Source organism: Streptomyces sp. NPDC100445, assembly GCF_044759735.1.
Lineage (GTDB): Bacteria > Actinomycetota > Actinomycetes > Streptomycetales > Streptomycetaceae > Streptomyces.
On sequence record NZ_JBIVZV010000001.1, the window covers coordinates 908,944 to 932,702 of the forward strand.

Genomic DNA, 23,759 nt, shown 5'->3' on the forward strand with positions numbered 1-23,759 from the left:
CCGCCGCGGTGCGGTCGGTCCGGGCTCAGGTGCCGGGCTTGCGGCCGTAGACGAAGACGTCGTCGCCGTTCCTCAGCAGCGACCAGTACGCCTTGGCCTCCTTCGGCGTCATGTTCACGCAGCCGTGCGAGCCCGGCGGGTTCCACATGCTGAGGCCCACCGAGTGGAAGGCCTGACCGCCGTTGAAGAACTGGCTGTAGGGCATCGGCACGTCGTACAGGTTGGAGACGTGGTCGATGTCCCGCCAGTAGATCTTCTTCAGGCCGGTGCGGGTCTCGTAGCCGTCACGGCCGGTGCGCACCGGCACCGGGCCGTGGACGAGCTTCGCGCCGTCCTGGATCCAGCTGAGCTGGAGCGTGAGGTTCACGCAGGCGATGCGGCCCTTGTCCACCGGGCACCTGCCGTCCTTGTTCGGCTTGTTCCCGACGGCCTTCTGTTTGTTCATGAGGTCCATCACACCCCAGGTGACGGACCCGGCGTAGCCGATGTTCGGCGTGATGCCGTGCTTGGTCTGGAAGGCCTGGACGGCCTTGCAGTCGGCGGCGGACTGCTTGCCGTCGACCGGCCGGCCGAGGAACCTCTCCACCTGCTTCTGGTACGGACCCGTGCGCGAGGTGCAGCTCGCGGCCTGGGCCGGTGCCGCGGTGAACGCGAGCGCCAGCGGAGCCACCAGTCCGGTGACGCCGAGCGCGACGACGCCTCGTCTGCGTATGTCCCCCATGACGGCCTACCCTTCTCCCCATGATCGTCCGGGGTCTCCACCGGGTCCTTCCCAGCGCGATTCCCACAGTCACGCACTACTAGACCCGCGCGGGCGGGCGAGGGTTGTGTTTCCGGTCAGCCCGTGACGAAATGGTTAACTTCGTCACCGCGCGGCCCTACCGGGGTGCGGGACGGCGACCAGGGGCGGGTCAGGGCCGGTGGACGGCCGCGTGGAAACCGGTGTGGACGGCGGTGAGGCCGCCGTCGACCACGAGGGTGGTCCCGGTGATCCAGGCGGCGTCGCGCGAGGCCAGGAAGGCGACCGCGGCGGCGATGTCCTCCGGCTCCCCGACCCGGCCCAGCGGGTACAGGCCGCGCACGGCGTCGAGTTCGCCGTCGCGTCCCTCCCACGCCGAGGTGCGGACCGTGCCCGGTGCCACGAGGTTGACCCGTACGCCCCGGGCGGCGGCGTGGCCGGCGAGGGTCCGGGTGAGGGAGCCCAGGCCGGCCTTGGCGGCGCTGTAGGCGTGGTTGCCGAAGTCCTGGAGGCCGTTGACGGAGCCGATGTTCACGATCGCCCCGCGGCCGGAGGCGGCGAGGTGGGGCAGCGCGGCCCGGCAGCAGCGGTAGGCGCCGGTGAGGGTGATGTCGAGGTCACGCCTCCACGCCTCGTCCGGGTCGTCCTCGAACAGTGGGACGTCCGGGGTGCAGTGGGCGGCGCTGCCGACCAGCACGTCGAGGGAGCCGAACACGGTGACGGCGCGGTCGACGGCCGCCTCGACGGCGTGGCGGTCGGCCACGTCGCAGGCGAACGCCTCGGCTGCCAGGCCCCGCCCGCGCAACGCGGCCGCGGTCCGCTCGGCCTCGGGCAGGTCCCGGTCGGTCACCAGGACCCGGCCGCCCTCCTCGGCGAGCCGCCGGGCCACGGCGGCTCCGATACCGCGGGCGGCGCCCGTCACGAGGATCCCGTGTCCCGCGAAGCGGGTCGCATCGGTCATGGACCGACAGTACGGCCGCCGCGGGCGCCTTTTCACCGGTACCGTCTATCCGCCCAGGCGGGTTCCCAGTTCCGCGGCGTCCGCGAGGAACCACAACTGCCGCCCCTGGTTGGACTCGTACACGAAGTCGCGCAGGGCCGTGCTCCGCGCGACGTGCCCGGAGATGTCACCGAGGACGGCGAGGCGCAGCCGGTAGTTCACGAACTTCTGGACGACGGCACCGGCGACCCCGGAGCCCAGCCGGAAGAAGTCCTCGGCGATCCGCTCCACGGGCACCGCGACCAACTCCGCCTCGTGCCCGAACGCGTCACCGATCAGGTCGAGCGCCGCGCTCTCCCCGTCGAGGACCGGGCCGTCGGGAGCGCAGTGCAGGACCCGTACGCCGTGGAGGGTGTCGATCGTCTGTGCGGTCATGGGGTGATCCTAGGATCACCCCGGGTGCCGCGTCCGCGATTTTTGTCCGGAATCCGTCAGTGCCCGCGCGCGATCCACTCCTCCAGGTGCGACGCCTCGGCCCCGATGGTCGTGGCGTCCCCGTGGCCCGTGAGCACCTTCGTCTCCGGCGGGAGGGTGAGGAGCCGGTCCCGGATGGAGTCGATGATCGTCGGGAAGTGCGAGTAGGAGCGCCCGGTGGCGCCCGGACCGCCCTGGAACAGGGTGTCGCCGGTGAACACGGCGCCGAGGCCCGGGTCGTACAGGCAGACGGCGCCCGGGGCGTGTCCGGGGGTGTGCAGGACGGTCAGGTCGGCGCCGGCGGCCTCGATGACCTGGCCGTCCGTGAGGTGCCGGTCGGGCTCGCGGTCGGGGTGGGTGAGGTGCCACAGCGGCAGGTCGTCGGGGTGGAGCCAGATCACCGCGCCGGTGCGGTCGGCCAGTTCCGGCGCCGCGTCGATGTGGTCGTTGTGCGCGTGGGTGCACACGATCGCGGTGAGCCGGCGGTCGCCGACGGCGCGGATCACGGCCTCGGCGTCGTGGGCGGCGTCGATGACGATCACCTCGTGATCGTCGCCGACGAGCCACACGTTGTTCTCGACGTCCCAGGTGCCGCCGTCCAGGGTGAACCGGCCGGCGGTGACGAGGCGCTCGACGCGGGCGGCCATCACAGCACCACCACCGAGCGCAGCACGTCGCCGTGGTGCATCCGGTCGAACGCCTTCTCCACCTCGTCGAGCCGGATGGTCTCGGTGACGAACGCGTCGAGCGGGAGACGGCCCTGGAGGTGGAGGTCGATCAGCATGGGGAAGTCCCGGGAGGGCAGGCAGTCGCCGTACCAGGACGACTTCAGGGCACCGCCGCGGCCGAAGACGTCGAGCAGGGGCAGTTCGAGCTTCATCTCGGGGGTGGGGACGCCGACGAGGACGACCGTGCCGGCGAGGTCGCGGGCGTAGAACGCCTGCTGGTAGGTCTCGGGCCGGCCGACGGCGTCGATGACCACGTCGGCGCCGAACCCGCCGGTCAGTTCGCGGATCGCCTCGACCGGGTCGGTGCTCCGGGAGTTGACGGTGTGGGTGGCGCCGAGGGTGCGGGCCTTGTCCAGCTTGCGGTCGTCGATGTCCACGGCGATGACCTTCGAGGCCCCCGCCAGGTACGCTCCGGCGACGGCCGCGCCGCCGACACCGCCGCAGCCGATGACGGCGACCGAGTCGCCGCGGCCGACGTTCCCGGTGTTGACGGCGGCGCCGATGCCGGCCATCACCCCGCAGCCCAGCAGCCCGGCGACCGCCGGGGAGACGGCCGGGTCCACCTTGGTGCACTGGCCGGCCGCCACCAGCGTCTTCTCGGCGAACGCGCCGATCCCCAGTGCCGGGGAGAGTTCCTGCCCGGTCGCGGCGAGGGTCATCCTCTGCCGCGCGTTGTGGGTGTCGAAGCAGTACCAGGGCCGACCGCGCAGACAGGCCCGGCAATGCCCGCACACGGCACGCCAGTTCAGGACGACGAAGTCGCCGGGGGCGACATCGGTGACACCGGCGCCGACCGACTCCACGACACCGGCGGCCTCGTGGCCGAGCAGGAACGGGAAGTCGTCCGAGATGCCGCCCTGTTTGTAGTGCAGATCGGTGTGGCAGACCCCGCAGGCCTGGACGCGCACGACGGCCTCACCGGGTCCCGGGTCCGGGATGACGATCGTCTCGAGCCGTACGGGCTCGTCCTTCCCCGGTGCGATCACGCCGCGTACTTCCTGCGCCATGGCCTGGCCCCTTCCTTCGAAAACCTTCGCTGCCGACCCTACGCGCCGCCGCTCGGCGACGGGACGCTCCACGAGGGCGGCGGTGGATCCTTCCGGGCCCCGTACCCCGGGCGGCACCGCGCGCCGCCGGACGGGGCCCGGCAGCGCGGAGGGCCGCCCCGGCCCGGGACGGCCCTCTTGTCGGGGAGCGGACTCAGTGGATGGCGGAGACCAGGCCCAGCACGGGCGCGGCGGGCGCGAGGACCTGCTCCACCTGGTTCAGCTGGTTCAGCTCCTTGAGATGCTGGAGCGCCCCGAGCTGGTCGGTGACCCGCGGCACCCGCTCCTGCTCCGCCGCGGGGAGGCCGGCGCCGGGCAGGGAGTCCAGCGTGGACAGCGCGCCGAGCTTCTCGACGAGCGGTGCGCCGGCGCTTGCCGCGTTCGCCGACGGAACGGCGAGGCCGGCGATCCCGGCGGCCAGACCGACGGCGGCGGCGATACGTCGTGTTGAGATCATGCCCTCACCAACGGGCGCGGGCCCCGGCCGGACACGGGCGGTGGGCCCAGCTCACCCGTGAGGCGGAGCCGGCCGCCGCACTTGCCGTGGCCGTCCGGGCGGAGGAGCCTCGGAGGTGGGGTCCGTGCGGCCCGCCCTCGTCGGGCCGCGGGCGCCTGAAGGAGGTCACCATGGGCACCGCGACGGGGTCCTCGTTCGACTCCGAGACACTGCGCCGGGCCATAGAGGGGAACACCGGGAACACCCTTCTGTCGCTCTACACGGACGACGCGGAGATCCGCATCGTCGACCACCAGCATCAGCCCAGCAGCCCCACCGTCCTGCACGGCCGGGGCCAGATCGCCGAGTTGCTGGACGACGTCTACAGCCGTGACATGACCCACCGGCTCGAACGGTGCGTCGTGGAGGGCGAACACGCCGCCTACAGCGAGGCCTGCGAGTACGCGGACGGCACCCGCGTGCTCTCCGAGTCGATGATCACCCTGCGGGACGGGAAGATCGCCGACCAGCTCATGGTGCAGGCCTGGGACGAGTAGCCCCCGGCCCGGCACGTCCGGCACGTCCGGCAGCATCCCGAGGAGGAACACGCGGAGCCGGGCGTCGTACGCACACTCGGTTACCCTGTACGCGGGCCGTGACTGGCGCTGAGGTGGAGAACCACCGGGGAGCGGCCCGTGGTGGATGCCGCGCGCCTGGGCGAGAGACTCGATCCCAGCCCAGGAGTGTGCAGCATGACCCAGGCCCGCCTCATGGACGGTACCGCGCTCGCCCGCCGCGTCGTCGCGGACGCCGCGCAGAAGGCCGCCGCGATCACCGGCCGCACCGGCACCGCGCCCTGTCTCGCGACCGTGCTGGTCGGCGAGGACCCTGCCTCGGTGACATACGTTCGCATGAAGCGCAACCGCTGCCGGGAAGCCGGTGTGGAATCCCGGCACGTGGCGCTGCCCGCCGACACGACCACCGCCGAACTCGTGGCGAAGCTGCGGGAGTTGTCGGCGGACCCGGAGGTGCACGGCATCCTGCTCCAGCACCCGGTGGGCGAGCACGTCGACGAGCGGGCCGCGTTCGAGGCGATCGCCCCGGAGAAGGACGTCGACGGCGTCACCTTCGCCTCGTTCGCCGCGATGAGCTTCGGCCTGCCGGGATTCGTCTCCTGCACGCCCGGCGGCATCATGCGGCTGCTGGACGGGTACGGCGTCGACCCGGCCGGCAAGCGGGCCGTCGTGGTCGGCCGCAGCGCGATCCTCGGCAAGCCGGTGGGGATGCTGCTGCTGGCCCGGGACGCGACCGTGACGTACTGCCACTCGCGCACCCGGGACCTGTCTGCGGCGGTCCGCGAGGCCGACATCGTCGTCGCCGCCGTCGGCCGTCCGCGGCTCATCCGCGGGCAGGACGTCAAGCCCGGGGCGGTCGTGGTCGACGCGGGCTACAACCCGGGGAACGTCGGCGACGTCGACTTCGACTCTGCCGTGGAGCGGGCCGCGCTGATCACGCCGGTACCGGGCGGCGTCGGTCCCATGACCATCGCCACGCTGCTGGAGCAGACCGTGGACGCCGCCGCCCGGCAGCTCGGCGTGTGACGGAGCGGGCCCGCACGGGGGCCGGCGCCGGGCCGACCCCCCGTGGTCAGCGCATCCACACCCGGTAGTCCATCACGTCCCCCGCCTTCACCCCGTACTCCTCGTCGTCCCGGGTGAAGGTGGTCTCCAGGCCGAGGACGGCACCGGTGCGCGGGTCGAGGATCAGCATCCGCCGGCCGCCCTCGCCCGCGCCCCCGTACACGTACGCCTGCCCCGGCCGGCCCAGGCGGTCCGTCACCCGTCCGGCAGGCCGCAGCCCGTGGGCGTCCTCCAGTACCCGGACCAGCGCCGCGGACTCGCGGCCGCCCAGCGTCCAGTGGCTCAGCAACTCCTGCACGCCCTCGAACAATTCGGGGGTGTCCAAGGAGTCCGTGTGCACGGTCTCGGCCAGGTAGGCGCGCAGGGCGGCCGGCGTGTGCGGCGGGGGCGCCTCGGGCGGGGCGTCGCTCCAGCTCGGCGGATACGTGACCCGGCTGAGGACGTGGCCGTCGGCCACCAGGCGCGGATCGTCACCCTCGTCGGTGAGGACCGGGCGGCCCGGACGGCGCGGATCGGTCGCCACGACCAGCTCGGTGTGACTGTCGTCCGCGCGCCAGCGCACGACCCGCTCCTCGGGCAGGGTGACGGGCGGCCTGCTGTCGGCCATGCCGAGGCTCCACGACTGCATGTGCGTGCCCTTGCGCAGGCCCGGCGAGCCGTCGGCCGCGGCGGCCTCGGCCATCTCCGCCAGTTCCGCCAGCGGTACGGGCGTGGACCGGGCGTGGACGGCCAGGGGACGGGGCGCGGCGACGGCGGACTGGCCGTCCAGGCCGCCGAGCAGCGCGGCCGACGCCGTCGCCAGGACGACACCGGAGGCGGCCAGGCCCCACAGCAGCCGGACGCGCGGGGCGCGTCGCGCCGGTGCGGGCCGGTGCAACAGCCGCTCCAGCTGCCGCTCGGCACGGTGGCCCAGCGGACCGTCGGCGAAATCGGGACCGTCCGCCGGGACCGGGTTGGCGTGGCGGAGGAGATCGAGTTCGTCAGGCATGTCGGGGGTCCTCGCACGGGCATGCGTCGGCGATGGGCACGGGGTACGCCGAGGCGACGGACGGCGCCGCCCCGGCGAGGGCCGACCCCGGAACAGCCACACCGGCGGGCAGCGGGGCCGCGATGCGGTCGGGATCGGTGGGCTGGGAGTTCAGGTCGGCCCCGGCTGCGGGGTTGGGCGGCGCGACCCGGACCGGGCCCGTGGCCTGGCGGTGCGCGCCCGCCCCGCCGGCAGGCTTCGGCGGGGTTGGGTGGTCGGTGGGCGGCGTCGGGGTGGCCGGGTCGGCGGGGCCCGGGGCCCGGGTGCCGACGAAGCGCGGCGCCGTGGTCCGGGCGGGGCCCGAGGGGGTGGGCGGGGTCTCGGTGGGCCGGGACGCGGGCCGCGGGCCCGGACGCGGTGGGGCGTCCGGGGGTGTCAGGCGGTCTATCTCGGCGCGGAGCCGGCGGCGGGCACGGTGCAGGCGCATCACCGCCGCGCGGTGGCCGCAGCCGAGGGCGACCGCGATCTCCTCGGCGCCGAGTTCCTCCCAGGCGGCGAGGCGCAGCACCTCCCGGTCGGCCGGGGAGAGCCGGTCGAGGGCGTCGTGCACCCAGGCGCCCGGCGCCTCCGCGTCGGGGCCGGCCGTGATGTGCCGGCCGTGCGCGGCCTCGTCGTTGCCGAGCCGGTCCACCAGCCGGCGCCGCCGCCCGTAGCCGCGTACCGCGTTGGCCAGGCAGTTGCGGGCCACCCCGTACAGCCAGGGCAGCGACGCGGCCGGCAGGTCGGCCCGGCGCCGCCAGGCGACCGTGAACACCTCCGCCACCACTTCCTCCACCTCGCCGGTCCGCCCCTGAAGTCGCCGCGCGACATAGCGGCTGACCGCCCAGTAGTGCTCGCGATAGGCAGCGGCGAAGATCTCGTCGTTGCTCATGCTCGGTTCGTGTCCGGCAGTCCCCGGATCGTCACACCCTTCTTCCGTGATGCTCCTCGCGTCCCGCGAGTGTGACCGGCGCCGCCGCCGCGGACACAGGCGGGGCGTGAAGAGGATCAGAGACACCAGAGCCGTACAGTGGCTCACCAGCACCGATCACAAGACGATCGGCACGCTCTACTTGGTCACCGCGTTCGCGTTCTTCCTGGTCGGCGGCGTGATGGCGCTGCTCATGCGCGCCGAGCTGGCCCGGCCGGGCCTTCAGATCATGTCGAACGAGCAGTACAACCAGTTGTTCACGATGCACGGCACCGTGATGCTGCTGATGTTCGCCACCCCGCTGTTCGCGGGCTTCGCGAACTGGATCATGCCGCTCCAGATCGGCGCGCCCGACGTGGCGTTCCCGCGGCTGAACATGCTGGCCTACTGGCTGTACCTGTTCGGCTCGCTCGTCGCGGTGGCCGGCTTCCTCACCCCGCAGGGTGCCGCCGACTTCGGCTGGTTCGCATACGCCCCGCTGTCCGACGTGGTCCGGTCGCCGGGGGTGGGTTCGGACATGTGGATCATGGGTCTGGCCTTCTCCGGCTTCGGCACGATCCTCGGCTCGGTCAACTTCATCACCACGATCATCTGCATGCGCGCCCCCGGCATGACCATGTTCCGCATGCCGATCTTCGTGTGGAACGTGCTGCTGACCGGTGTGCTGGTCCTGCTGGCCTTCCCGGTGCTGGCCGCCGCGCTGTTCGCCCTGGAGGCGGACCGCAAGTTCGGCGCGCACGTCTTCGACGCCGCCAACGGCGGAGCTCTGCTGTGGCAACACCTCTTCTGGTTCTTCGGCCATCCGGAGGTGTACATCATCGCGCTGCCGTTCTTCGGGATCATCTCCGAAGTGATCCCGGTGTTCAGCCGCAAGCCGATGTTCGGCTACCTGGGGCTGATCGCCGCGACGATCGCGATCGCCGGCCTGTCCGTGACCGTGTGGGCCCACCACATGTACGTCACCGGCGGGGTCCTGCTGCCGTTCTTCTCCTTCATGACCTTCCTGATCGCCGTCCCGACCGGTGTGAAGGTCTTCAACTGGATCGGCACGATGTGGAGGGGCAGTCTCTCCTTCGAGACACCGATGCTGTGGGCCACCGGCTTCCTGATCACGTTCCTCTTCGGCGGGCTGACCGGCGTCATGCTCGCCTCGCCGCCCATCGACTTCCACATCTCCGACAGCTACTTCGTGGTGGCGCACTTCCACTACGTCGTGTTCGGCACGGTCGTCTTCGCGATGTTCTCCGGCTTCCACTTCTGGTGGCCCAAGTTCACCGGCAAGATGCTGGACGAGCGCCTCGGCAAGATCACCTTCTGGACGCTGTTCATCGGTTTCCACGGCACCTTCCTGGTCCAGCACTGGCTGGGCGCCGAGGGCATGCAGCGCCGGATCCCCGACTACCTCGCCGTGGAGGGGCTCACCACACTCAACACGGTGTCGTCCGTCTTCTCGTTCCTGCTCGGCTCGTCGCTGCTGCCGTTCCTGTACAACGTGTGGAAGACCGCCAGGTACGGCGAACCGGTCGGCGTGGACGACCCGTGGGGCTACGGCCGTTCACTGGAGTGGGCGACCTCCTGCCCGCCGCCGCGGCACAACTTCCGCACCCTGCCGCGGATCCGCAGCGAGTCCCCGGCGTTCGACCTGCACCACCCCGAAGTGACGGCGGCGGAGGAGGAGTTGGTGGCGCGGTGACGACCCACGACGAGCGCGCCCTCGTCCGGCAGGTCGAGGGACATCTGCTGCTGGCCGCCGCCCGGGAGGAGGGCCGTACCGCCGCGGTGCGGCTCAGCTCCCGGTTGGGCTGGCTCACCGACAGCCAGCGGGAGGACGTGGAGCGACGGTTCGAGGAGGAGTACCTGGCGCTGGCCCGGCTCTCGTGGTGCCGCACGGCGGAGCGTGCGGAGGAGCTGCGGCTGACGTACGAGGCGCGGTACCGGGCGCTGTGCGCGCGGTTGCTGGCCTGCTGCGTGCTGGGTTGCGCGGTGCTGGCGGCGACGGCCCTGCTGGCACTGGCCGCCACCGGGTAGCGCGGCGGGCGACGGGGCGGGCCGGCCGGTGCGTCAGACGGCGCGCGGCCGCCAGCCCTCCGGCCGGAGCATCCCGAGCAGCAGCCGGACCAGTTCGTCCACCACCTCGTCCAGGGTGGCCTCCACCCAGCCGGCGGTCCAGTCGTGCAGGAGGCCGTTGACGCTGCCGATGAAGGCGGTGGCGGCGAGGTGGTAGTCGCGCGGCGCCGCTTCCCCACGGGCGACGGCCGCGTCGGCCTCGGCGCGGATGAGGCCGATCCAGCGGGCCCGGCGGGCCAGGCGCTGCTCCTCCAGGCGGGGGCTGACGCCGACGATCTCCACGAAGGTGATGCGGATGCGGCGCGGGTCGCAGGTGACGCCGCGGGCGTAGGCCCGGAAGAGCGCGGTGGCACGCTCGGCCAGCGGCAGGCCCTGGGCGGTGGCCAGGGCGTCCAGGACGGCTTGTTCGGCCCAGTCGTTGACCTGGAGGTGGAGGGCGGCGAGGACGTCCTCCAGGGTGCGGAACTCCTCGTAGAACTGGCGCGTGGACAGCCCGGCGGCCTGGCTGAGCGCGGCGACCGTCGTCCCCCGGTAGCCGGGGGTGCCGCCGAACAGCCGCAGTGCCGCGTCCAGGAAGCGGCGGCGGCGCTCGGCCTGCCGCTCCTGCGCGGAGCGACCGCCGTAGCGTCCCGTCGGCGCCCTGAGCCTGCCCTCCACGTGTCCCCCTCCGTCGTACCGGCGCTCGCTCAATCTTGTCGTGCACACCTCTTGTCGAGAAGGCGGGCCCTTCCTTACTTTTCAGTAAGTCCACTGTGAAAGCACGCGTGTTCAGATTCCCCCACCGAGGAGAGAGAGCCGTCATGCCTGCTCCGAGAACCAGGCACCTGTGCTCCGTGGCCGCCGCCCTCGTCCTGGCCGCGGCCGGTCCCGCGACCGCCGCCGCCGCGGCGCCCGCCGCCCCCGACGACCTGCGCGAGGTGCTGTTCGTCGGCAACAACTGGGACGGCACCGCCGACGTCATCAGGTCCACCGGTGACTTCGCGAAGATCGCCCGCGTCGACGTCGTCCCCGACAAGGAGGCGCGGATGAAGGAGATCAACGCGGACCCCATCAAGTGGATCTACTTCCAGGCGATCCGCAACAGCGTCGGCGAGGGCCACGACCAGTTCGCCGACGACATGTACTCCACCCCGGACGGCGGTTCGGTCGTGGTGTCCCGGCCCAGCTTCGCCGACGTGGTCTCGATCGACCTGGCCACCGGGAAGGTCAACTGGCGTTTCCCCGTGTCGGGTTACCGCGCCGACCACATGGCGGTCTCCCCCGACGGCACCCGGGTCGCCGTCTCCGCCTCGACCGCGAACACCGTGCACGTCCTGGACATCACCACCGGCCGCCAGCTCGGGTCCTTCGCCACCGGTGACAAGCCGCACGAGAACATCTTCACCCGGGACGGCAAGTACATCTGGAACATGGCCATCGGCGACGTCAACACCGCTCTGGACGACCCGGGCTGGGACTGGACGAAGGGCGACCGGCACATCACGGTCGTGGACGCCCACACGTACAAGCAGGTCAAGGTCATCGACATGCGGCAGCGGCTGGACGCCTTCGGGCTGAAGGACTTCTCCGACGCGGTACGCCCGGCGGTCTTCTCCCCCGACGAGTCCAAGCTGTACTTCCAGGTGTCGTTCTTCAACGGCTTCCTGGAGTACGACATCGCCACCGACCGGATCACCCGGATGAAGACCCTGCCGAAGAACCCGGCCACCAGCGAGGACCGTACGACCTGGGTCAACGACTCCCGCCACCACGGCATCTCGATGAACCCGGAGGGCACCGCCCTGTGCGTGGCGGGCACCATGGACGACTACGCGACCGTGATCGACCGCGCGACGCTCCAGGAAGGCCCGCTGGTCCCGGTCTCCAAACCGTACTGGGCGACGGTCAGCGGTGACGGCAAGGACTGCATCGTCTCCGAGAGCGGCGCGGACCAGGTGACGGCGATCGACTTCGCCACCGGCCGGAAGGTGACCTCGGTCGCGGTCGGCGACCATCCGCAGCGGGTGCGCCTCGGCCACGTCCGGGCCGGCTGGACGGGCCCGGGCGGCGGCTGACCGGCGCCCGTCCCGGCGCGCCGGGACGGGCGCCCCCGGACGGTGGTCTCCGGGCTGCCCCACTCACCCGGAGGCCACCTCGCCGGCCGGCACCACCGGGCCGGCGCACTCCTCGGGGTCGCCGGCCAGGCGCGCGTGCAGGTGCTGGTCGTGCCAGCCGTCGGCGTGCAGCAGGGCGCCGCGCTGGGTGCCCTCGTAGCCGAAGCCGGCCCTCGCGGCCACCCGGCAGGACGCGGGGTTGGCCGTGGAGTGGCACAACCGCAGCCGGTGCAGGCCCAGGTCGTCCAGGGCCCAGCGGGCGAGCCGACGGGTGGCCCGCACGGCGGCTCCGGCGCCGCGGGCGCCGGGCAGCAGCCAGTAGACGACCTCGGCGGTGCCGCCCGCGAGGTCGATGTCGTTCAGGCCGGCGAGACCGGTGGCCTGCCCGCCGGGCCGGGCGACGGCCCACACGGCGCCGGTCTCGGCCCGCCACCGCTCGTGCATGCGGGCGATCCGGGCGCGGGCGTCCGCGGTGTCGGCGACGGTGAACAGGTTCCACCGCCGGATCGCCGGGTCCCGGGCCGCGCCGAGCAGCGCGCCCGCGTCGTCCGCCCGCCAGGGGCGCAGCTCCAGTCCGGGGTGGAGTGCGAGCACGGGCTGGGCGCGGCCGGCCATGCGGCCCGCGGGGACGACGTCGGGTATGCCGGCACTGTGGGTCATCGCGGCATCCTCGCACGCCGGCCCCGGTCATCCGCGGGGTAGCCGGTGCAGGGTGACCTCGGTCAGGGCCGCGTCGGCGACCGTCGCCGTGAGGTAGGTGCAGTGGGGCTGGCGGCGGCGGTCCGTCGGGGAGCCGGGGTTGAGCAGGCGCGGGCCACCGGGGGCGGTGGTGTCCCAGGGGATGTGGCTGTGCCCGAAGACCAGGACGTCCACGTCGGGGAAGCGGGCGGCGCAGCGGGCCTCGCGGCCCTGGGCGGGGCCGGTCTCGTGCACGACGGCGAAGCGCAGTCCGCCCAGTTCCGCGTACGCCACCTCGGGGAGCCGGGCGCGCAGCTCGGGGCCGTCGTTGTTGCCGTACACGCCGATCAGCCGGCGGCTGCGGCTCTCCAGCAGGTCGAGGGTGGCGGTGTCGACCCAGTCGCCGGCGTGCAGGACGGCGTCCGCGTGCGGGAGTTCGGCGAGCAGCTGCTCCGGGAGCCGTTTGGCCCGCCGGGGCAGGTGCGTGTCGGAGACGAGCAGGAGGCGCATGTCGTCGGCCTAGGCGGAGCGTGCGGTGAGGCGGCGGACACCGCGCACGGTGCCGAGCAGGGCGGCGCCCGCGCCGAGGGCGGTGACGGCCGGGTGGCGGACCAGTGCCTCCTGCCACGAGTGGGCGTGGGAGCTGTCGTCGAAGGCACCGTGGGCGCCCTGGTCGTCGGCGCGTTCCCGGTCCACCGGTTCGAAGAGGTTGTCCAGGTCGGCGGGCGGGATGCGGTCGGTCTGCTGGGAGTCGAAGCCGGTGCGGGCCAGGTAGCGGTCGAGCAGGGCCGGGGCGAGCCGGTTGGCCCAGATGGTGGCGACGGTGGAGGCGCCGACGTAGTACTGCTTGCGGCGCGGGTGCCGGGCCGCGTACAGCACGCTGCGCGCGGCGACCTCGGGCTGGTAGATCGGCGCGACCGGCATGGGGTGCCCGGGCAGCCGGGAGCGGACCCACTGGAACTGGGGGGTGTTCACCGCGGGCATCTGGGCGACGGTGACGTGGACGTTGCTGCCGCGGTGCAGCAGTTCGGTGCGCAGGGCGGAGGTGAAGCCGTTGATGGCGTGCTTGGCGCCGCAGTAGGCCGACTGGAGCGGGATCGACCGCTCCCCGAGCGCGGAGCCGACCTGCACGATCGTGCCCCGGTCGCGGGGCAGCATGCGCTTCAGGGCCGTACGGGTGCCGTTGACGAAGCCGAGGTAGGTCACGTCGGTGACCCGCTGGAACTCCTCGGCGGTGATCTCGTCGAACGGCGCGAACACGGTGGAGAACGCGCAGTTGATCCACACGTCGATGGGGCCGAACGCCTGCTCCGCGGCGTCGGCGACGGCCTCCACCCGCGCCGCGTCGCTCACGTCGGCCACCTGCACCAGGGGCCGGCCGCCGAGCGCGGCGACCTCGTCGGCCGCCTCCTTCAGGCCGCCCTCGCCGCGCGCGACCAGGACGACGGCGGCGCCGTGCCGGGCGTACAGGCGGGCGGTGGCGCGCCCGATGCCGGCGCTGGCACCCGTGATGACGACGGTGGGGGGCATGGTCCTCCTCTTTCGACGGTGTCTGCGGGCAGGGGTTCCCCGCAGCGGTGCCCGTCACTCCACCCGGTGGGGTGCGGCCCGCTCCGCGGCGCGGGCCGGATGCCGCGTCGGTGCCCGGGCCGACACGGCCGCTCGGTCGGGAGCCCCTTCGAGGCGGAGCCGCTCGACGCGGACGTGTTCCGGCCCGTCCCGGCGGCCGCCGGTGTCCGCCACTCATGATCTGGGTACGGCAGCTGAAGCCGTCGACGAGGACCAGGCCGTCCGGGGCGGTCGCGCGGACGGCGGGCAGGCGCCCAGCTCGCCGGCGGCCGTGGACACGTTGTGGTGGCCGTGGCGTGCTGGTGGCAGTGGGTCTGTCCGGTCGCCGGCCGGGCCAGGCTCGGGGCTGCCTGTCGGGTCTGCTCGGCCAGCCGCCGCACGTCCGTACAGGGGACGACGCCCCCCAGCGGAAGCTGCCGTCCACCTCGACGCGCAGGGCCGCCCCCAGCCCGGACGTGTCCGGGCTGGGTCATCTGTGCTCCCTGGGTCCACCCGTGTGCCGCCCTGTCCGGACGGCGAGTATCCGACCAGAACGACAGGTAAAACTGAACAGTCTGGACTGGACAGTTGAGCCTGTCGGTCCTAGTCTGGCGCCATGGCCGACATCTCCGACTCCGCCGCCCGGGCCGCACGCGACCTGCGCGTGGTCTTCAGCAGGCTGCGGCGCCGCATCCGCGAGGTGGCGCGGGACGCCGACCTCAGCCCCTCCCAGGAGTCGGCGCTCACCCTCGCCGGCAAGCACGGCGCGGCCACCGCCAGCGCCCTGGCCGCCGCCGAGGGGGTGCGCCCGCAGTCCATGGCCGCCACACTGGCCGCCCTGGAACAGCACGGACTGGTCCGGCGCGCCCCCGACCCCGACGACGGGCGCCGCCAGCTGGTCACCCTGACCGACGGCGGCCGGGCCCGCGTGGAGGGCAACCGGCAGGTGCGGGAGGAATGGCTCGCCCGCGCCTTCCAGGACCGCTACACCGAGGAGGAGCGGCGCACCGTCCTCACCGCCCTGGAGCTGCTGGAACGGCTGTCGCGGCCGTGATACCGAGGCTGCGGACCCGCGCCGGGAGGACCGGCCCCTCCCCCGGCGGATTCGACCGCCGGCTGATCGCACCGATGGTCCTCGGCTCGGTCCTGAACCCCGTCAACTCCTCGATGATCGCCGTGGCGCTGGTGCCGATCGGCGTCGCCTTCGGGGCCCCGCCGGCGCGGACGGTGTGGCTGGTCTCCGCGCTGTACCTGGCGACCGCCGTCGGCCAGCCCGTCATGGGCCGTCTGGTGGACATGTACGGCCCGCGCGTGCTGTACCTGACCGGCACGGCGCTGGTCGGCGTCGCCGGGCTGCTGGGTGCTTCCGCCCCCTCGCTGGGGGCGCTGATCGCCGCCCGGGTGCTGCTGGGCCTGGGCACCTCGGCGGCGTACCCGGCGGCGATGCGGCTGACCCGGAGCGAGGCCGAACGCACCGGGCGGGACAGCCCCGCGGGCGTGCTGGCCGTGCTGGCCGTCGCCAACCAGACGGTGGCCGTCGTCGGACCCGCGCTCGGCGGGCTCCTGATCGGCCTGGGCGGCTGGCGGACCGTGTTCACCGTCAACGTGCCGCTGTCCGCCGCCTGTCTGGTGCTGGGCGCCCTGCGGCTGCCGCGCACCCCGGGGCGGCGGCAGCGAGGGGTCGACCTGCCCGGCATGGCGCTGTTCGCGGTCCTGCTGGTCGCGCTGATGCTGTTCCTGACCGACCCGCGCCCGGACCGCTGGTACCTGCCCGTCCTGTCCGCCGTCGCCGCCACCGGCTTCGCGGTGCGCGAGCTGCGGGTCCCCGACCCCTTCATCGACCTGCGGGTCCTCGGCGGGAACGGGCCGCTGCTCACCACCTACCTGCGCCAGTTCCTCGGCTACACCACCGCCTACGCCTTCATGTACGGCTACACGCAGTGGCTGGAACAGGGCCGCGGGCTGAGCCCCTCGACGGCCGGCCTCGCGCTGCTGCCGCTGTCGGTGGCCGCGCTCACCGCCTCCGCGCTCACCGGGCGCCGCGAGGCGGTGCGGGCCAAGCTACTCACCGGCTCGCTCCTCCAGATCGCCGGCTCCGCCGCCCTGCTGCTGGTCGGCACGGACAGCCCGCTGTGGCTGCTGCCGGCGGTCGGCGCCCTGCTCGGCGTCCCGCAGGGCCTGATCGGCCTCGCCACGCAGAACGCCCTGTACCGCCAGGCGGACCCGGAGCGGATCGCCTCGGCCGCCGGGCTGCTGCGCACCTTCATGTACCTCGGCGCGCTCGGCGCCTCCGCCGCCACCGCGGCGTTCTACCCGCGCCGCGCCGACACCGCCGGCCTGCACGACCTGGCCCTCTTCATGCTGACCGGATCAGTGCTGCTGCTGGCGACGACCCTGCCGGACCGTTCCCTCGGCCGGCTCACCTCCCGCACCCCCCGAAAGGCCTGACCGACCCATGTCGCTCACCACGCTCGACCCCCGCACCGCTCTGGTCGCCATCGACCTCCAGAACGGCATCGTGGCCATGCCCACCCAGCCGTACCCGGGCCCCGAGGTCGTCTCCCGCACCGCCGAGCTCGCCGACGCGTTCCGCGCCCACGGGCTGCCCGTGGTCCTCGTCCGGGTCTCCTTCGCGGCCGACTGGGCGGACGCCGTTCCCGGCCGCACCGAGAACCAGCCGCGCGGCCTCGCCTTCCCGGAGGGCTGGGACGTCGTCGTGGACGAACTCGCCGGGCACCCCGGGGACGTCCGGGTCACCAAGCACAACTGGAGCGCCTTCCACGGCACCGACCTGGACGTGCAGCTGCGCCGCCGGGGCATCACCCAGATCGTCCTCACCGGCATCGCCACCAGCATCGGCGTCGAGTCCACCGCCCGGGACGCCTACGCCCACGGCTACCACGTCACCCTCGCCACCGACGCCATGGCCGACGCGGACCCGGAGGCGCACCTCAACAGCGTCGAGCGGATCTTCCCGCGGCTGGGCGAGAGCGGCACCAGCGCCGAGATCCTGGAACTGCTCGACAAGACCCGCGGCTGACCCGCCGGCCGGCTGCTCGATCACGCGGGCGGCGGGTCAGTCCTCGCCGCGCACGATGTTGTCCTCGGCCTCGCCCGGCGCGGGGGCCTCGCCACGGTCCAGGACGGCGGGGAGACAGGTGCGCACCCCGCGCTCCCGCCCGGCGGCGGGCCGTCACCCGGCCCGTTCCCGCGTCGCCGCCGACAACCGGTTCCTCACTCGTGTGCGCGCCCACCGCGTTCATCTTCTTCCTGGGCCCCGCGGTCCGCGGGGCCGGTCGGCCGGACCCGCCCGGGTCCGGGTACGTCGCGTACTTCTACGTCGCGTACCCGGCCGGGTTCCCGGACCGCGGGCCCGCACACACCGGCGGGCCCGAAGCCGGGTCAGGTGCGGCCGCCACCACCGCCGCCGAAGGACCCGCTGGAACCCGACGACCAGCGCGAACGGCTCTGGTCGTCGGCACGCCGGGTGCCGGAGTTGCCCAGCTCGTGCGGGGTGAGTCGCTCGCCGTCCGCGGCGCGGGGCACCTCGTCGGGCTCACGGACCTCATGGGTCTCGCGGACCGGCCCGGACGGCGGCATCTTCGGCTGCTCGTCGGGGCGCGGCGGCGCGGGCTCCCGCTCGCGCACCTTGAAGCCCAGCCGGAACGCCCAGATGATGCCCGCGACCACGGCCACCCCGGCGACGAGGATGAGGGCGTACCCGAAGACCTGGGGGCCCGAGGCTGCTTCGTACATGGCAGTGTTCATGGTCGGCGGGTACCCGGCGGACCGCGCGGGATGCGCGGAGCGGGGCCGGTCAGCCGGTCGGCCCCCGCACCGCGCGGCGCCCGGCGGACTCAGGTACCTTCGCCCGCCGCCCGCTCCACCTCGGCCTCGATCTCCCGGCGCGGCCGGCCCGTCTCCTTGGCGTACTCGCTGACCGCGGTCTGCACGTCACGGGCCAGGTCCCGCCAGGCGCGCAGGGCGGTCTCGTAGGTGCCCGACTGGACGCCCGTCATCCCCCGCTCGGCCGGCGGGCCGTAGGCGTCCCGGAGGTCCTCGACCATGGCGCGGGCCGCGTCGGCCGCGCACTGCTTCTGCACCAGTTCTTCGAAGGTGTGTGCCACACCTACCGACCCTAGGCACCGGTCGCCGCGCGCGCCTCCCCAACCTGTCCGAACGGCTGCCCCCGCCGCCGCCCGGCCGGCGGTTCAGCCGCCCGGCACCAGGTCCGCCCAGACCTGTTTGCCGCCGCTGACCGGGATGGTGCCCCAGGCCTCCGACACGGCCTCCACCAGGAGGATGCCCCGGCCCCCGGTGGCCTCCCAGCCGATGCTGGCCGGTTTGGCGGGGCTGCGCGGCGAGGAGTCGGCCACGGCGAGCCGCAGCCGGTGGTTGACCAGGCCGAGGTCGAGGCGGACCGGGCCCCCGGTGTGCACCAGGGCGTTGGTGACCAGCTCGGAGACGACCAGCAGCGCGGCGTCCACGGTCTCCCGGGGGATCTCCCAGGTCCGCAGGGTGCGCCGGGTGAAGCGGCGGGCGTGCCGAACCGCCTCCGGCACCCGCCACACCGTCCAGCTCTCCCGCAGCGGCCGTACGGCCATGCCGTCGAAGCGCATCAGCAGCAGGGCCACGTCGTCGCCGCGGTGTGCGCCGGCGAGCAGGGCGTCGGCGACCGAACCGAGGTGGGCGGGGTCGGCGGCGGCCAGCGCCCGGGCGAGGCGGTCCATGCCGTCGTCGAGGTCGGTGTGGGCGGACTCCACCAGCCCGTCGGTGGTCAGCGCGATCACCGCGCCGGGCTGGAGCCGCAGCGGGGTCATCGGGAACTCGGCCTGTCCGAGCACGCCGAGCGGCGGGCCGCCCTCCGCCCGCACGATCTCGGTGGAGCCGTCCGGGTGGCGCAGCACGGGCTGCACGTGGCCGGCGCGCACGCACCATGCGGTGCCCTGCTCGACGTCGACGTCGACGTAGGCGCAGGTCGCGAACAGGTCGGTCTCCATGTCCAGCAGCAGCCGGTTGGCGTGGGCGACGACGACGTCCGGGCTGTGGCCCTCGACGGCGTAGGCGCGCAGCGCGGTGCGCATCTGCCCCATCAGGGTGGCGGCGCCCGCGTTGTGGCCCTGGACGTCCCCGATGACCAGCGCGACGTGGTTGTCGGCGAGCGGGATCACGTCGTACCAGTCGCCGCCGACCTCCAGGCCCGCCGTGGTCGGCAGGTACCGGGCGACGGCCACCGCGCCGGGCAGCCGGGGCAGGCGGCGCGGCAGCAGGGTGCGCTGGAGCATGCCGACGAGTTCGTGCTCGGCGTCGAAGGCGTGGGCGCGCAGCAGGGCCTGGCCGGTCAGGGCGGCGCAGGCGGTGAGCAGGGCGCGTTCGTCGGGGGCGAAGTCGTGCGGGCGGTCCCAGCCGATCAGGCAGGCCCCCGCCATGCGGCCGCCGGCGGGCAGGGGCAGCACGGCGAGGCCGCCGCGGCCGACGTCGGCGAGGGCCGGTTCCAGCGCCGAACCGGCCGACCAGATCCGGGTGCGGCCCTCGCGCAGCGCCGCGGCCAGCGTGGGCATGGCCCGCACCGGCGCGTCGGGCCACTCGGTGCGCCACTCGCTGCGCCACACGTCGGGCCAGGCCTCCGGCTGGGGCGGGTCCAGGACGGTGACCACGAGCCGGTCGTTCTCCAGCTCGGCGAGGGCGATCCGATCGGCCTGGAGCGGCTTGCGCAACGCGGCGACGACGGCCCGGCCGACGTCCTTCACGGTGCCGGCGGTGGCCAGCGCGGCGGCCAGTCGCTGCACCCGGGCCACGTCGGTGACACCGGAACGCTCCGTGGAGGCGTCGGTGACGGTGCCGACCAGCCGGGCCGAGCGGCCCCTGCCGCCGGGCAGCAGCCGGCCGCGCAGCCGCAGCCACCGGGGCGCGCCGGCGGGCTGGAGGATGCGGAACTCCAGCTCGCGGTCGCCGATGGACATGTGGTCGGCCTCCACCACGGACATCATCGCGGGCAGGTCCTCGGGCACGGTGCGGCCGAGCAGGGACTCCACCCGGCCGTCGAACTCCTCCCGGCCGATCCCGAACAGCCGCAGGATCGCGTCGCCGACCTCCGCCCGGCCGGTGTCCATGGCCAGGCTGAACGCGTTGTCGGGCAGCTCACCGGAGTCGCCCGTGACGTCCGGCACGGGTACGGCGACCGTGTGGGCGATCAGTTCCAGGCAGGCCCGCTCGTCGGCGCCGAAGCCGCCGGGGTGCTCGCCGACGGCCAGCAGGCAGCCGCCGCCGGCCGGGCCGAGCGGCAGGGCGGCCAGGGAGAAGTCCGGGGACGGGGTGCGGCGCGCGTCCGGGCAGCCGGCCAGTTCGGCGGGGCCGAGCCACTGCGGCCGGCCGGTGCGGTGCACCTCGGCGACGGGGGACGCGCCGGTGGCCGCGTAGCCGTCCCGGAGGCCGTACAGGGTGCGGGGCAGACCGACCGACTCGGCGAGGAGCAGCTGTACCGGTTCGTCGCCGGGCATGTACACCCCGGCGAAGGACGCCCCGGCGAACACCAGGGCCTGCTCCAGGACCCGGCGGAGCCGGTCGGGGGTGGGCGGGGACGCCAGTAGTGAGGCGAGGGCGGCCCCGGCGCGCTCCGGCACCGTTCTGGTCGCGCTGACGGCAGCGCCCTCACTCACCACTTCGCCATTACAGCGCGTATCGGCCGCGCGCGCAGCCCCGGTGACGCGCCTCAGGCCGGCATCGTCCGGATGCCCCGGCTGAAGGTGGCCGTCACCGCGGCGACGGCCACCAGTGCCGGGAAGACGAGCAGGGCCGTTCCCGGCGCCCACCGGGCCAGCAGTGCCCCGGCGAGGGCGGGGGCGAGGGCGCTGGCCGAGCCGGCGGCGAGCAGCAGCCCGCCGACGACACGGCCCTGGAGGTGGTCCGGGGTGACGGCGGCCTGATGTCCGAAGAGCGCGGCGTTGGCGGTGGGCCCGAGGAACACCGCGGCCGCCAGCGGTACGGCGGCCCAGACGGTCGTGGCCAGCAGGGTGCCGACCGTCATGAGCGCGGCGGTCACCCAGCACAGCACGGTGATCAGGACCGGCAGCCGCAGCCGCCGCTGGAGCGCCGGGGCGGCGAAGGCACCGAGGAACCCGCCCAGCGCGAAGATCGTGCCGGCCAGGCCGACGGTGAACGGGGACAGGCCGGCGCGCCGGAGCGAGAGGGTCATCGCGAAGACCATCCCGGTGAAGGCCATGTTGAGCGGGGCGGCGATCAGCAGCAGGGCCCGCAGGAACGGATGGCCCAGCAGGAACCGCACGCCCTGCGTCGCCGACGCGACCGCGGCCTGCGGCGCCTCCCGGCGGGGCTCCTGGAGCGGCCGGCGGATGAACAGGACGGCCGCCAGGGACAGCACGAAGCTCAGCGCGTTGCCGAGGAAGGGCAGCGCGCGGCCGAGCCCGAACAGCAGGCCGCCCAGCGGTGGTCCGGCCAGCGAGACGCCGTAGGCGCGCGCCTCGTTGCGCGCCACGGCGGTGGTCAGCTGGTCGGTGCGGACGAGGTTGCGGACCGCGGCGTGCTCGGCGGTGCTGAAGACGGCGGTCGCGGCGGCGCCCGCCACCACCGCCGCGAGGATCAGCGGCATGGAGGCCCTGTCCGTGACGACCGCGCAACCGAGGAGCGCGTACACGGTGATCCGCAGGACATCGCAGACGATCATCAGCCGGCGGCGGTCGAAGCGGTCGGCGAGGACGCCGGCCGGCAGCCGGCACACCATCGTGGTGACGAGGCCGGCGGTGCCGACGAGTCCGGCCCGCGCCGGGGACCCGGTCCACTGGAGGACCAGCAGCGGCAGCGCCAGGTCCATCATGGCGCCGCCCAGGTCGGACAGGCACTGACCGGACCACAGCAGGTTGAAGTCGCGGTTGCGCCACAGGCTCGGCGGCCGGCCGGTGTCCGCGCGCCCGGCGTCCCCCTCGGTGAGCGACGGCCGCGTCACACGGGATCCTTGGCATCCGAGGTCGCCGGAAACCTGGCACCGGTGTCGGCGCCGGGTGACACGGACGCGGGTGGGGCGGGCGCGGGTGGCGCGGTGAGCGGTGGTGCCGGGATGGCGCCGGCCCCGGGTACGGCCGCGAGCGGCGCGGCGCCCGCGGGGACGGCCGGAGGGGCGGCGGAGGCGTTTGGGACGCCGGTGGTGGCAGGGGCTTCGGCCGAGGCCGGGATGCCTGCCGTGCCAGGGGCGCCGGCCGTGGCGGGAACGGCCGAGGTGGCCGACGTGTCGGCGGGGGCCGGGGTGCCGGTGGCGATCAAGGCCTTCGGCGTGGCCGGGACGCCGGCGGCGGCCGGTGCGTCGGTGGAGGCCGGGACATCGGCCGTGGCAGGAACGTCGGTGGTGGCCGCCGCGTCGGCCGTACCCGGGGCTTCGGCCGTAACCGGAACCCCGGCCGGGGCGGGGGCGCCGGTGGTGCCTGATGCGTCGGCCAAGACCGGGACTTCGGCCGCAGCGGGGACGGCCGTGGTGGTCGGTGTGTCGGCCGTGGTGGCCGGGGTGGTGGTCTTGGTTTCGGGGGTGGTGGGGATGACCAGGAGGTGGGTCACGGAGCCGTCGTCCGCGACGACGTCCCGGACGGGGCGGAAGCCCAGGCGGCGGCACATGGCGAGGCTGGCGGTGTTCTCGGCGCCCACCATGCCGTACGCCTCGGTGAGCCCGAGGTCTTCGGCGGCGTACCGGAGCAGCCCGCGCACCACCTCGCCGCCCAGTCCGCGCCCCCAGTAGCCGGGGGCGAGCGCGGTGACGAGTTCGTGCCCGTCCACGTTGCCGGTGGGCTTCACCTCGGCGTGGCCGACGTACGTGCCGGCCAGCCACAGGCCCCACACGTCGAAGCGGCGGTTCGGGTACACCTCGGCCAGGATGGCGCGGAACAGTTCGCGGAGTTCCGGTTCGGGGACGAGTTCCTGGCCCATCCAGCGGCACACCTCCTCGTCGCGCAGCAGGCCGACGAAGGCGTCCTCGTGCTCGGGCCGGTACGGCAGGAATTCCAGGCGTTCGGTGCGCAGGACGGGGGTCATGGCGGCTCCTCGGGAGTAGTGCGGTGCGGTGCGTGGGGGCCGAGGGCGGTGGGGCGCCGGGCAGGAAGGGGACGGGCGGGGGGTGCCGGGCCGGCCCGGTGGGGCCGGCCCGGCGTGCCGGTGTCGCGGCCGGGTCAGGCGCCGGCGTTCTCCATGCGCTCGCGCAGGCTCTTGGGCCGCATGTCGGTCCAGACCTCGTCGACGTAGGCGGTGCACTCGGCCTCGGTGCCCTCCTTGCCGACGGGCTGCCAGCCGGCGGGGACCTCGATGTCGGCGGGCCAGAGGGAGTACTGCTCCTCGTCGTTGCGCAGGACCTGGTAGCGGGTGTTCTCGTCCATGTCGGGTTCCTTCGTCGTGTGGTCCGGCCGGTCGGCCGGGGCGGGCTGGTCGGGAGCGG

The 23,759-nt window shown here is 74.1% G+C and carries 25 protein-coding genes, 1 pseudogene and 1 riboswitch; of the genes and pseudogenes, 8 read left to right on the top strand and 18 right to left on the bottom strand.

The window, feature by feature from the left end:
• Positions 1-25: 25 nt before the first annotated feature.
• From ACIQVT_RS04025 to ACIQVT_RS04050, 6 genes are all read right to left on the bottom strand, one after another.
• Entirely contained in the window at positions 26-721 is a 696-nt protein-coding gene (locus ACIQVT_RS04025; RefSeq protein ID WP_403747070.1) for a L,D-transpeptidase family protein, read from the bottom strand.
• Between the two features lie 190 nt (positions 722-911).
• The gene (locus ACIQVT_RS04030) at positions 912-1,700 is read right to left on the bottom strand and encodes an SDR family NAD(P)-dependent oxidoreductase (protein WP_403747075.1); all 789 of its coding nucleotides are present in this window, start codon (positions 1,698-1,700) and stop codon (positions 912-914) included.
• 45 nt (positions 1,701-1,745) lie between these two features.
• Entirely contained in the window at positions 1,746-2,114 is a 369-nt protein-coding gene (locus ACIQVT_RS04035) for a DUF4180 domain-containing protein (RefSeq protein ID WP_403747077.1), read from the bottom strand.
• Positions 2,115-2,170: 56 nt separating this feature from the next.
• Positions 2,171-2,800, bottom strand: a complete 630-nt coding sequence (locus ACIQVT_RS04040; RefSeq protein ID WP_403747079.1) for an MBL fold metallo-hydrolase — start codon at positions 2,798-2,800, stop codon at positions 2,171-2,173.
• The gene (locus ACIQVT_RS04045) at positions 2,800-3,888 is read right to left on the bottom strand and encodes an S-(hydroxymethyl)mycothiol dehydrogenase (RefSeq protein WP_403747081.1); all 1,089 of its coding nucleotides are present in this window, start codon (positions 3,886-3,888) and stop codon (positions 2,800-2,802) included. The genes ACIQVT_RS04040 and ACIQVT_RS04045 overlap by 1 nt, the downstream gene beginning before the upstream one ends.
• A gap of 193 nt (positions 3,889-4,081) precedes the next feature.
• Positions 4,082-4,384, bottom strand: a complete 303-nt coding sequence (locus ACIQVT_RS04050; protein WP_403747083.1) for a hypothetical protein — start codon at positions 4,382-4,384, stop codon at positions 4,082-4,084.
• Between the two features lie 170 nt (positions 4,385-4,554).
• Here ACIQVT_RS04050 and ACIQVT_RS04055 point away from each other — a divergent pair, with 170 nt between their 5' ends.
• Positions 4,555-4,920, top strand: a complete 366-nt coding sequence (locus ACIQVT_RS04055; RefSeq protein ID WP_403747085.1) for a nuclear transport factor 2 family protein — start codon at positions 4,555-4,557, stop codon at positions 4,918-4,920.
• A gap of 88 nt (positions 4,921-5,008) precedes the next feature.
• Positions 5,009-5,089, top strand: a riboswitch (ZMP/ZTP riboswitch).
• 26 nt (positions 5,090-5,115) lie between these two features.
• A complete protein-coding gene (locus ACIQVT_RS04060) occupies positions 5,116-5,964 on the top strand; it encodes a bifunctional 5,10-methylenetetrahydrofolate dehydrogenase/5,10-methenyltetrahydrofolate cyclohydrolase (RefSeq protein ID WP_403747086.1) in 849 nt (282 codons plus the stop codon).
• A gap of 46 nt (positions 5,965-6,010) precedes the next feature.
• Here the strand turns inward: ACIQVT_RS04060 and ACIQVT_RS04065 are convergent, their stop codons facing one another.
• Entirely contained in the window at positions 6,011-6,991 is a 981-nt protein-coding gene (locus ACIQVT_RS04065; RefSeq protein WP_403747088.1) for a CU044_5270 family protein, read from the bottom strand.
• 409 nt (positions 6,992-7,400) lie between these two features.
• Positions 7,401-7,901, bottom strand: a pseudogene (locus ACIQVT_RS04070) (RNA polymerase sigma factor); the annotation flags it as partial.
• Between the two features lie 49 nt (positions 7,902-7,950).
• Between ACIQVT_RS04070 and ctaD the strand changes: the two are divergent.
• Positions 7,951-9,633, top strand: coding sequence for a cytochrome c oxidase subunit I (gene ctaD / locus ACIQVT_RS04075; protein WP_403747894.1), 1,683 nt, complete (start codon positions 7,951-7,953; stop codon positions 9,631-9,633).
• The gene (locus tag ACIQVT_RS04080; protein ID WP_403747090.1) at positions 9,630-9,968 is read left to right on the top strand and encodes a hypothetical protein; all 339 of its coding nucleotides are present in this window, start codon (positions 9,630-9,632) and stop codon (positions 9,966-9,968) included. Before ctaD ends, ACIQVT_RS04080 begins: the two co-directional genes overlap by 4 nt.
• A 33-nt stretch (positions 9,969-10,001) precedes the next feature.
• Here ACIQVT_RS04080 and ACIQVT_RS04085 read toward each other — a convergent pair whose 3' ends face one another.
• Positions 10,002-10,664: a TetR/AcrR family transcriptional regulator gene (locus ACIQVT_RS04085; protein ID WP_403747898.1), complete on the bottom strand. Its 663-nt coding sequence runs from the start codon at positions 10,662-10,664 to the stop codon at positions 10,002-10,004.
• 143 nt (positions 10,665-10,807) lie between these two features.
• Here ACIQVT_RS04085 and ACIQVT_RS04090 point away from each other — a divergent pair, with 143 nt between their 5' ends.
• The gene (locus tag ACIQVT_RS04090) at positions 10,808-12,061 is read left to right on the top strand and encodes a YncE family protein (protein WP_403747095.1); all 1,254 of its coding nucleotides are present in this window, start codon (positions 10,808-10,810) and stop codon (positions 12,059-12,061) included.
• A 63-nt stretch (positions 12,062-12,124) separates the two neighbouring features.
• On the opposite strand, the gene ACIQVT_RS04095 is transcribed toward ACIQVT_RS04090, so the two are convergent.
• The 3 genes from ACIQVT_RS04095 to ACIQVT_RS04105 are packed head-to-tail and all read right to left on the bottom strand — an operon-like array spanning position 12,125 to position 14,308.
• A complete protein-coding gene (locus ACIQVT_RS04095) occupies positions 12,125-12,760 on the bottom strand; it encodes a GNAT family N-acetyltransferase (protein ID WP_403747097.1) in 636 nt (211 codons plus the stop codon).
• A gap of 27 nt (positions 12,761-12,787) precedes the next feature.
• On the bottom strand, positions 12,788-13,288 hold the full coding sequence (locus tag ACIQVT_RS04100) for a metallophosphoesterase family protein (RefSeq protein WP_403747099.1): 501 nt from the start codon (positions 13,286-13,288) through the stop codon (positions 12,788-12,790).
• Positions 13,289-13,297: 9 nt separating this feature from the next.
• Positions 13,298-14,308 carry an SDR family oxidoreductase gene (locus tag ACIQVT_RS04105; RefSeq protein ID WP_403747100.1) on the bottom strand — a complete coding sequence of 337 codons (1,011 nt, stop codon included), beginning with the start codon at positions 14,306-14,308 and terminating at the stop codon, positions 13,298-13,300.
• A 634-nt stretch (positions 14,309-14,942) separates the two neighbouring features.
• Between ACIQVT_RS04105 and ACIQVT_RS04110 the strand changes: the two genes are divergently transcribed.
• Genes ACIQVT_RS04110 through ACIQVT_RS04120 form a run of 3 tightly spaced genes read left to right on the top strand, consistent with a single transcriptional unit; the run spans position 14,943 to position 17,366 of the window.
• Positions 14,943-15,380: a MarR family winged helix-turn-helix transcriptional regulator gene (locus ACIQVT_RS04110; protein WP_403747102.1), complete on the top strand. Its 438-nt coding sequence runs from the start codon at positions 14,943-14,945 to the stop codon at positions 15,378-15,380.
• Positions 15,377-16,774 (top strand): MFS transporter, encoded by a 1,398-nt coding sequence (locus ACIQVT_RS04115; protein ID WP_403747104.1) that lies wholly within the window; start codon positions 15,377-15,379, stop codon positions 16,772-16,774. The genes ACIQVT_RS04110 and ACIQVT_RS04115 overlap by 4 nt, the downstream gene beginning before the upstream one ends.
• Before the next feature lie 7 nt (positions 16,775-16,781).
• Positions 16,782-17,366 carry a hydrolase gene (locus ACIQVT_RS04120; protein ID WP_403747108.1) on the top strand — a complete coding sequence of 195 codons (585 nt, stop codon included), beginning with the start codon at positions 16,782-16,784 and terminating at the stop codon, positions 17,364-17,366.
• Between the two features lie 362 nt (positions 17,367-17,728).
• Here the strand turns inward: ACIQVT_RS04120 and ACIQVT_RS04125 are convergent, their stop codons facing one another.
• From ACIQVT_RS04125 to ACIQVT_RS04150, 6 genes are all read right to left on the bottom strand, one after another.
• Complete coding sequence (locus ACIQVT_RS04125; RefSeq protein ID WP_403747115.1) at positions 17,729-18,094, bottom strand: DUF6479 family protein; 366 nt, start codon at positions 18,092-18,094, stop codon at positions 17,729-17,731.
• 89 nt (positions 18,095-18,183) lie between these two features.
• On the bottom strand, positions 18,184-18,453 hold the full coding sequence (locus tag ACIQVT_RS04130) for a hypothetical protein (protein ID WP_403747118.1): 270 nt from the start codon (positions 18,451-18,453) through the stop codon (positions 18,184-18,186).
• Positions 18,454-18,537: 84 nt separating this feature from the next.
• Positions 18,538-20,985, bottom strand: a complete 2,448-nt coding sequence (locus tag ACIQVT_RS04135; RefSeq protein ID WP_403747120.1) for a SpoIIE family protein phosphatase — start codon at positions 20,983-20,985, stop codon at positions 18,538-18,540.
• A gap of 53 nt (positions 20,986-21,038) precedes the next feature.
• Entirely contained in the window at positions 21,039-22,289 is a 1,251-nt protein-coding gene (locus tag ACIQVT_RS04140; protein WP_403747121.1) for an MFS transporter, read from the bottom strand.
• Positions 22,286-23,362, bottom strand: a complete 1,077-nt coding sequence (locus ACIQVT_RS04145; RefSeq protein WP_403747124.1) for a GNAT family N-acetyltransferase — start codon at positions 23,360-23,362, stop codon at positions 22,286-22,288. Before ACIQVT_RS04145 ends, ACIQVT_RS04140 begins: the two co-directional genes overlap by 4 nt.
• Before the next feature lie 134 nt (positions 23,363-23,496).
• Positions 23,497-23,700, bottom strand: coding sequence for an MbtH family NRPS accessory protein (locus tag ACIQVT_RS04150; RefSeq protein WP_356822881.1), 204 nt, complete (start codon positions 23,698-23,700; stop codon positions 23,497-23,499).
• Positions 23,701-23,759: the final 59 nt, after the last annotated feature.

Coding starts and splice junctions, on each gene's coding strand:
- ACIQVT_RS04025 (WP_403747070.1), bottom strand. CDS start 721: ATGGGGGACATACGCAGACGAGGCGTCGTCGCGCTCGGCGTCACCGGA.
- ACIQVT_RS04030 (WP_403747075.1), bottom strand. CDS start 1,700: ATGACCGATGCGACCCGCTTCGCGGGACACGGGATCCTCGTGACGGGC.
- ACIQVT_RS04035 (WP_403747077.1), bottom strand. CDS start 2,114: ATGACCGCACAGACGATCGACACCCTCCACGGCGTACGGGTCCTGCAC.
- ACIQVT_RS04040 (WP_403747079.1), bottom strand. CDS start 2,800: ATGGCCGCCCGCGTCGAGCGCCTCGTCACCGCCGGCCGGTTCACCCTG.
- ACIQVT_RS04045 (WP_403747081.1), bottom strand. CDS start 3,888: ATGGCGCAGGAAGTACGCGGCGTGATCGCACCGGGGAAGGACGAGCCC.
- ACIQVT_RS04050 (WP_403747083.1), bottom strand. CDS start 4,384: ATGATCTCAACACGACGTATCGCCGCCGCCGTCGGTCTGGCCGCCGGG.
- ACIQVT_RS04055 (WP_403747085.1), top strand. CDS start 4,555: ATGGGCACCGCGACGGGGTCCTCGTTCGACTCCGAGACACTGCGCCGG.
- ACIQVT_RS04060 (WP_403747086.1), top strand. CDS start 5,116: ATGACCCAGGCCCGCCTCATGGACGGTACCGCGCTCGCCCGCCGCGTC.
- ACIQVT_RS04065 (WP_403747088.1), bottom strand. CDS start 6,991: ATGCCTGACGAACTCGATCTCCTCCGCCACGCCAACCCGGTCCCGGCG.
- ctaD (WP_403747894.1), top strand. CDS start 7,951: ATGCTCCTCGCGTCCCGCGAGTGTGACCGGCGCCGCCGCCGCGGACAC.
- ACIQVT_RS04090 (WP_403747095.1), top strand. CDS start 10,808: ATGCCTGCTCCGAGAACCAGGCACCTGTGCTCCGTGGCCGCCGCCCTC.
- ACIQVT_RS04095 (WP_403747097.1), bottom strand. CDS start 12,760: ATGACCCACAGTGCCGGCATACCCGACGTCGTCCCCGCGGGCCGCATG.
- ACIQVT_RS04100 (WP_403747099.1), bottom strand. CDS start 13,288: ATGCGCCTCCTGCTCGTCTCCGACACGCACCTGCCCCGGCGGGCCAAA.
- ACIQVT_RS04105 (WP_403747100.1), bottom strand. CDS start 14,308: ATGCCCCCCACCGTCGTCATCACGGGTGCCAGCGCCGGCATCGGGCGC.
- ACIQVT_RS04110 (WP_403747102.1), top strand. CDS start 14,943: ATGGCCGACATCTCCGACTCCGCCGCCCGGGCCGCACGCGACCTGCGC.
- ACIQVT_RS04120 (WP_403747108.1), top strand. CDS start 16,782: ATGTCGCTCACCACGCTCGACCCCCGCACCGCTCTGGTCGCCATCGAC.
- ACIQVT_RS04125 (WP_403747115.1), bottom strand. CDS start 18,094: ATGAACACTGCCATGTACGAAGCAGCCTCGGGCCCCCAGGTCTTCGGG.
- ACIQVT_RS04145 (WP_403747124.1), bottom strand. CDS start 23,362: ATGACCCCCGTCCTGCGCACCGAACGCCTGGAATTCCTGCCGTACCGG.
- ACIQVT_RS04150 (WP_356822881.1), bottom strand. CDS start 23,700: ATGGACGAGAACACCCGCTACCAGGTCCTGCGCAACGACGAGGAGCAG.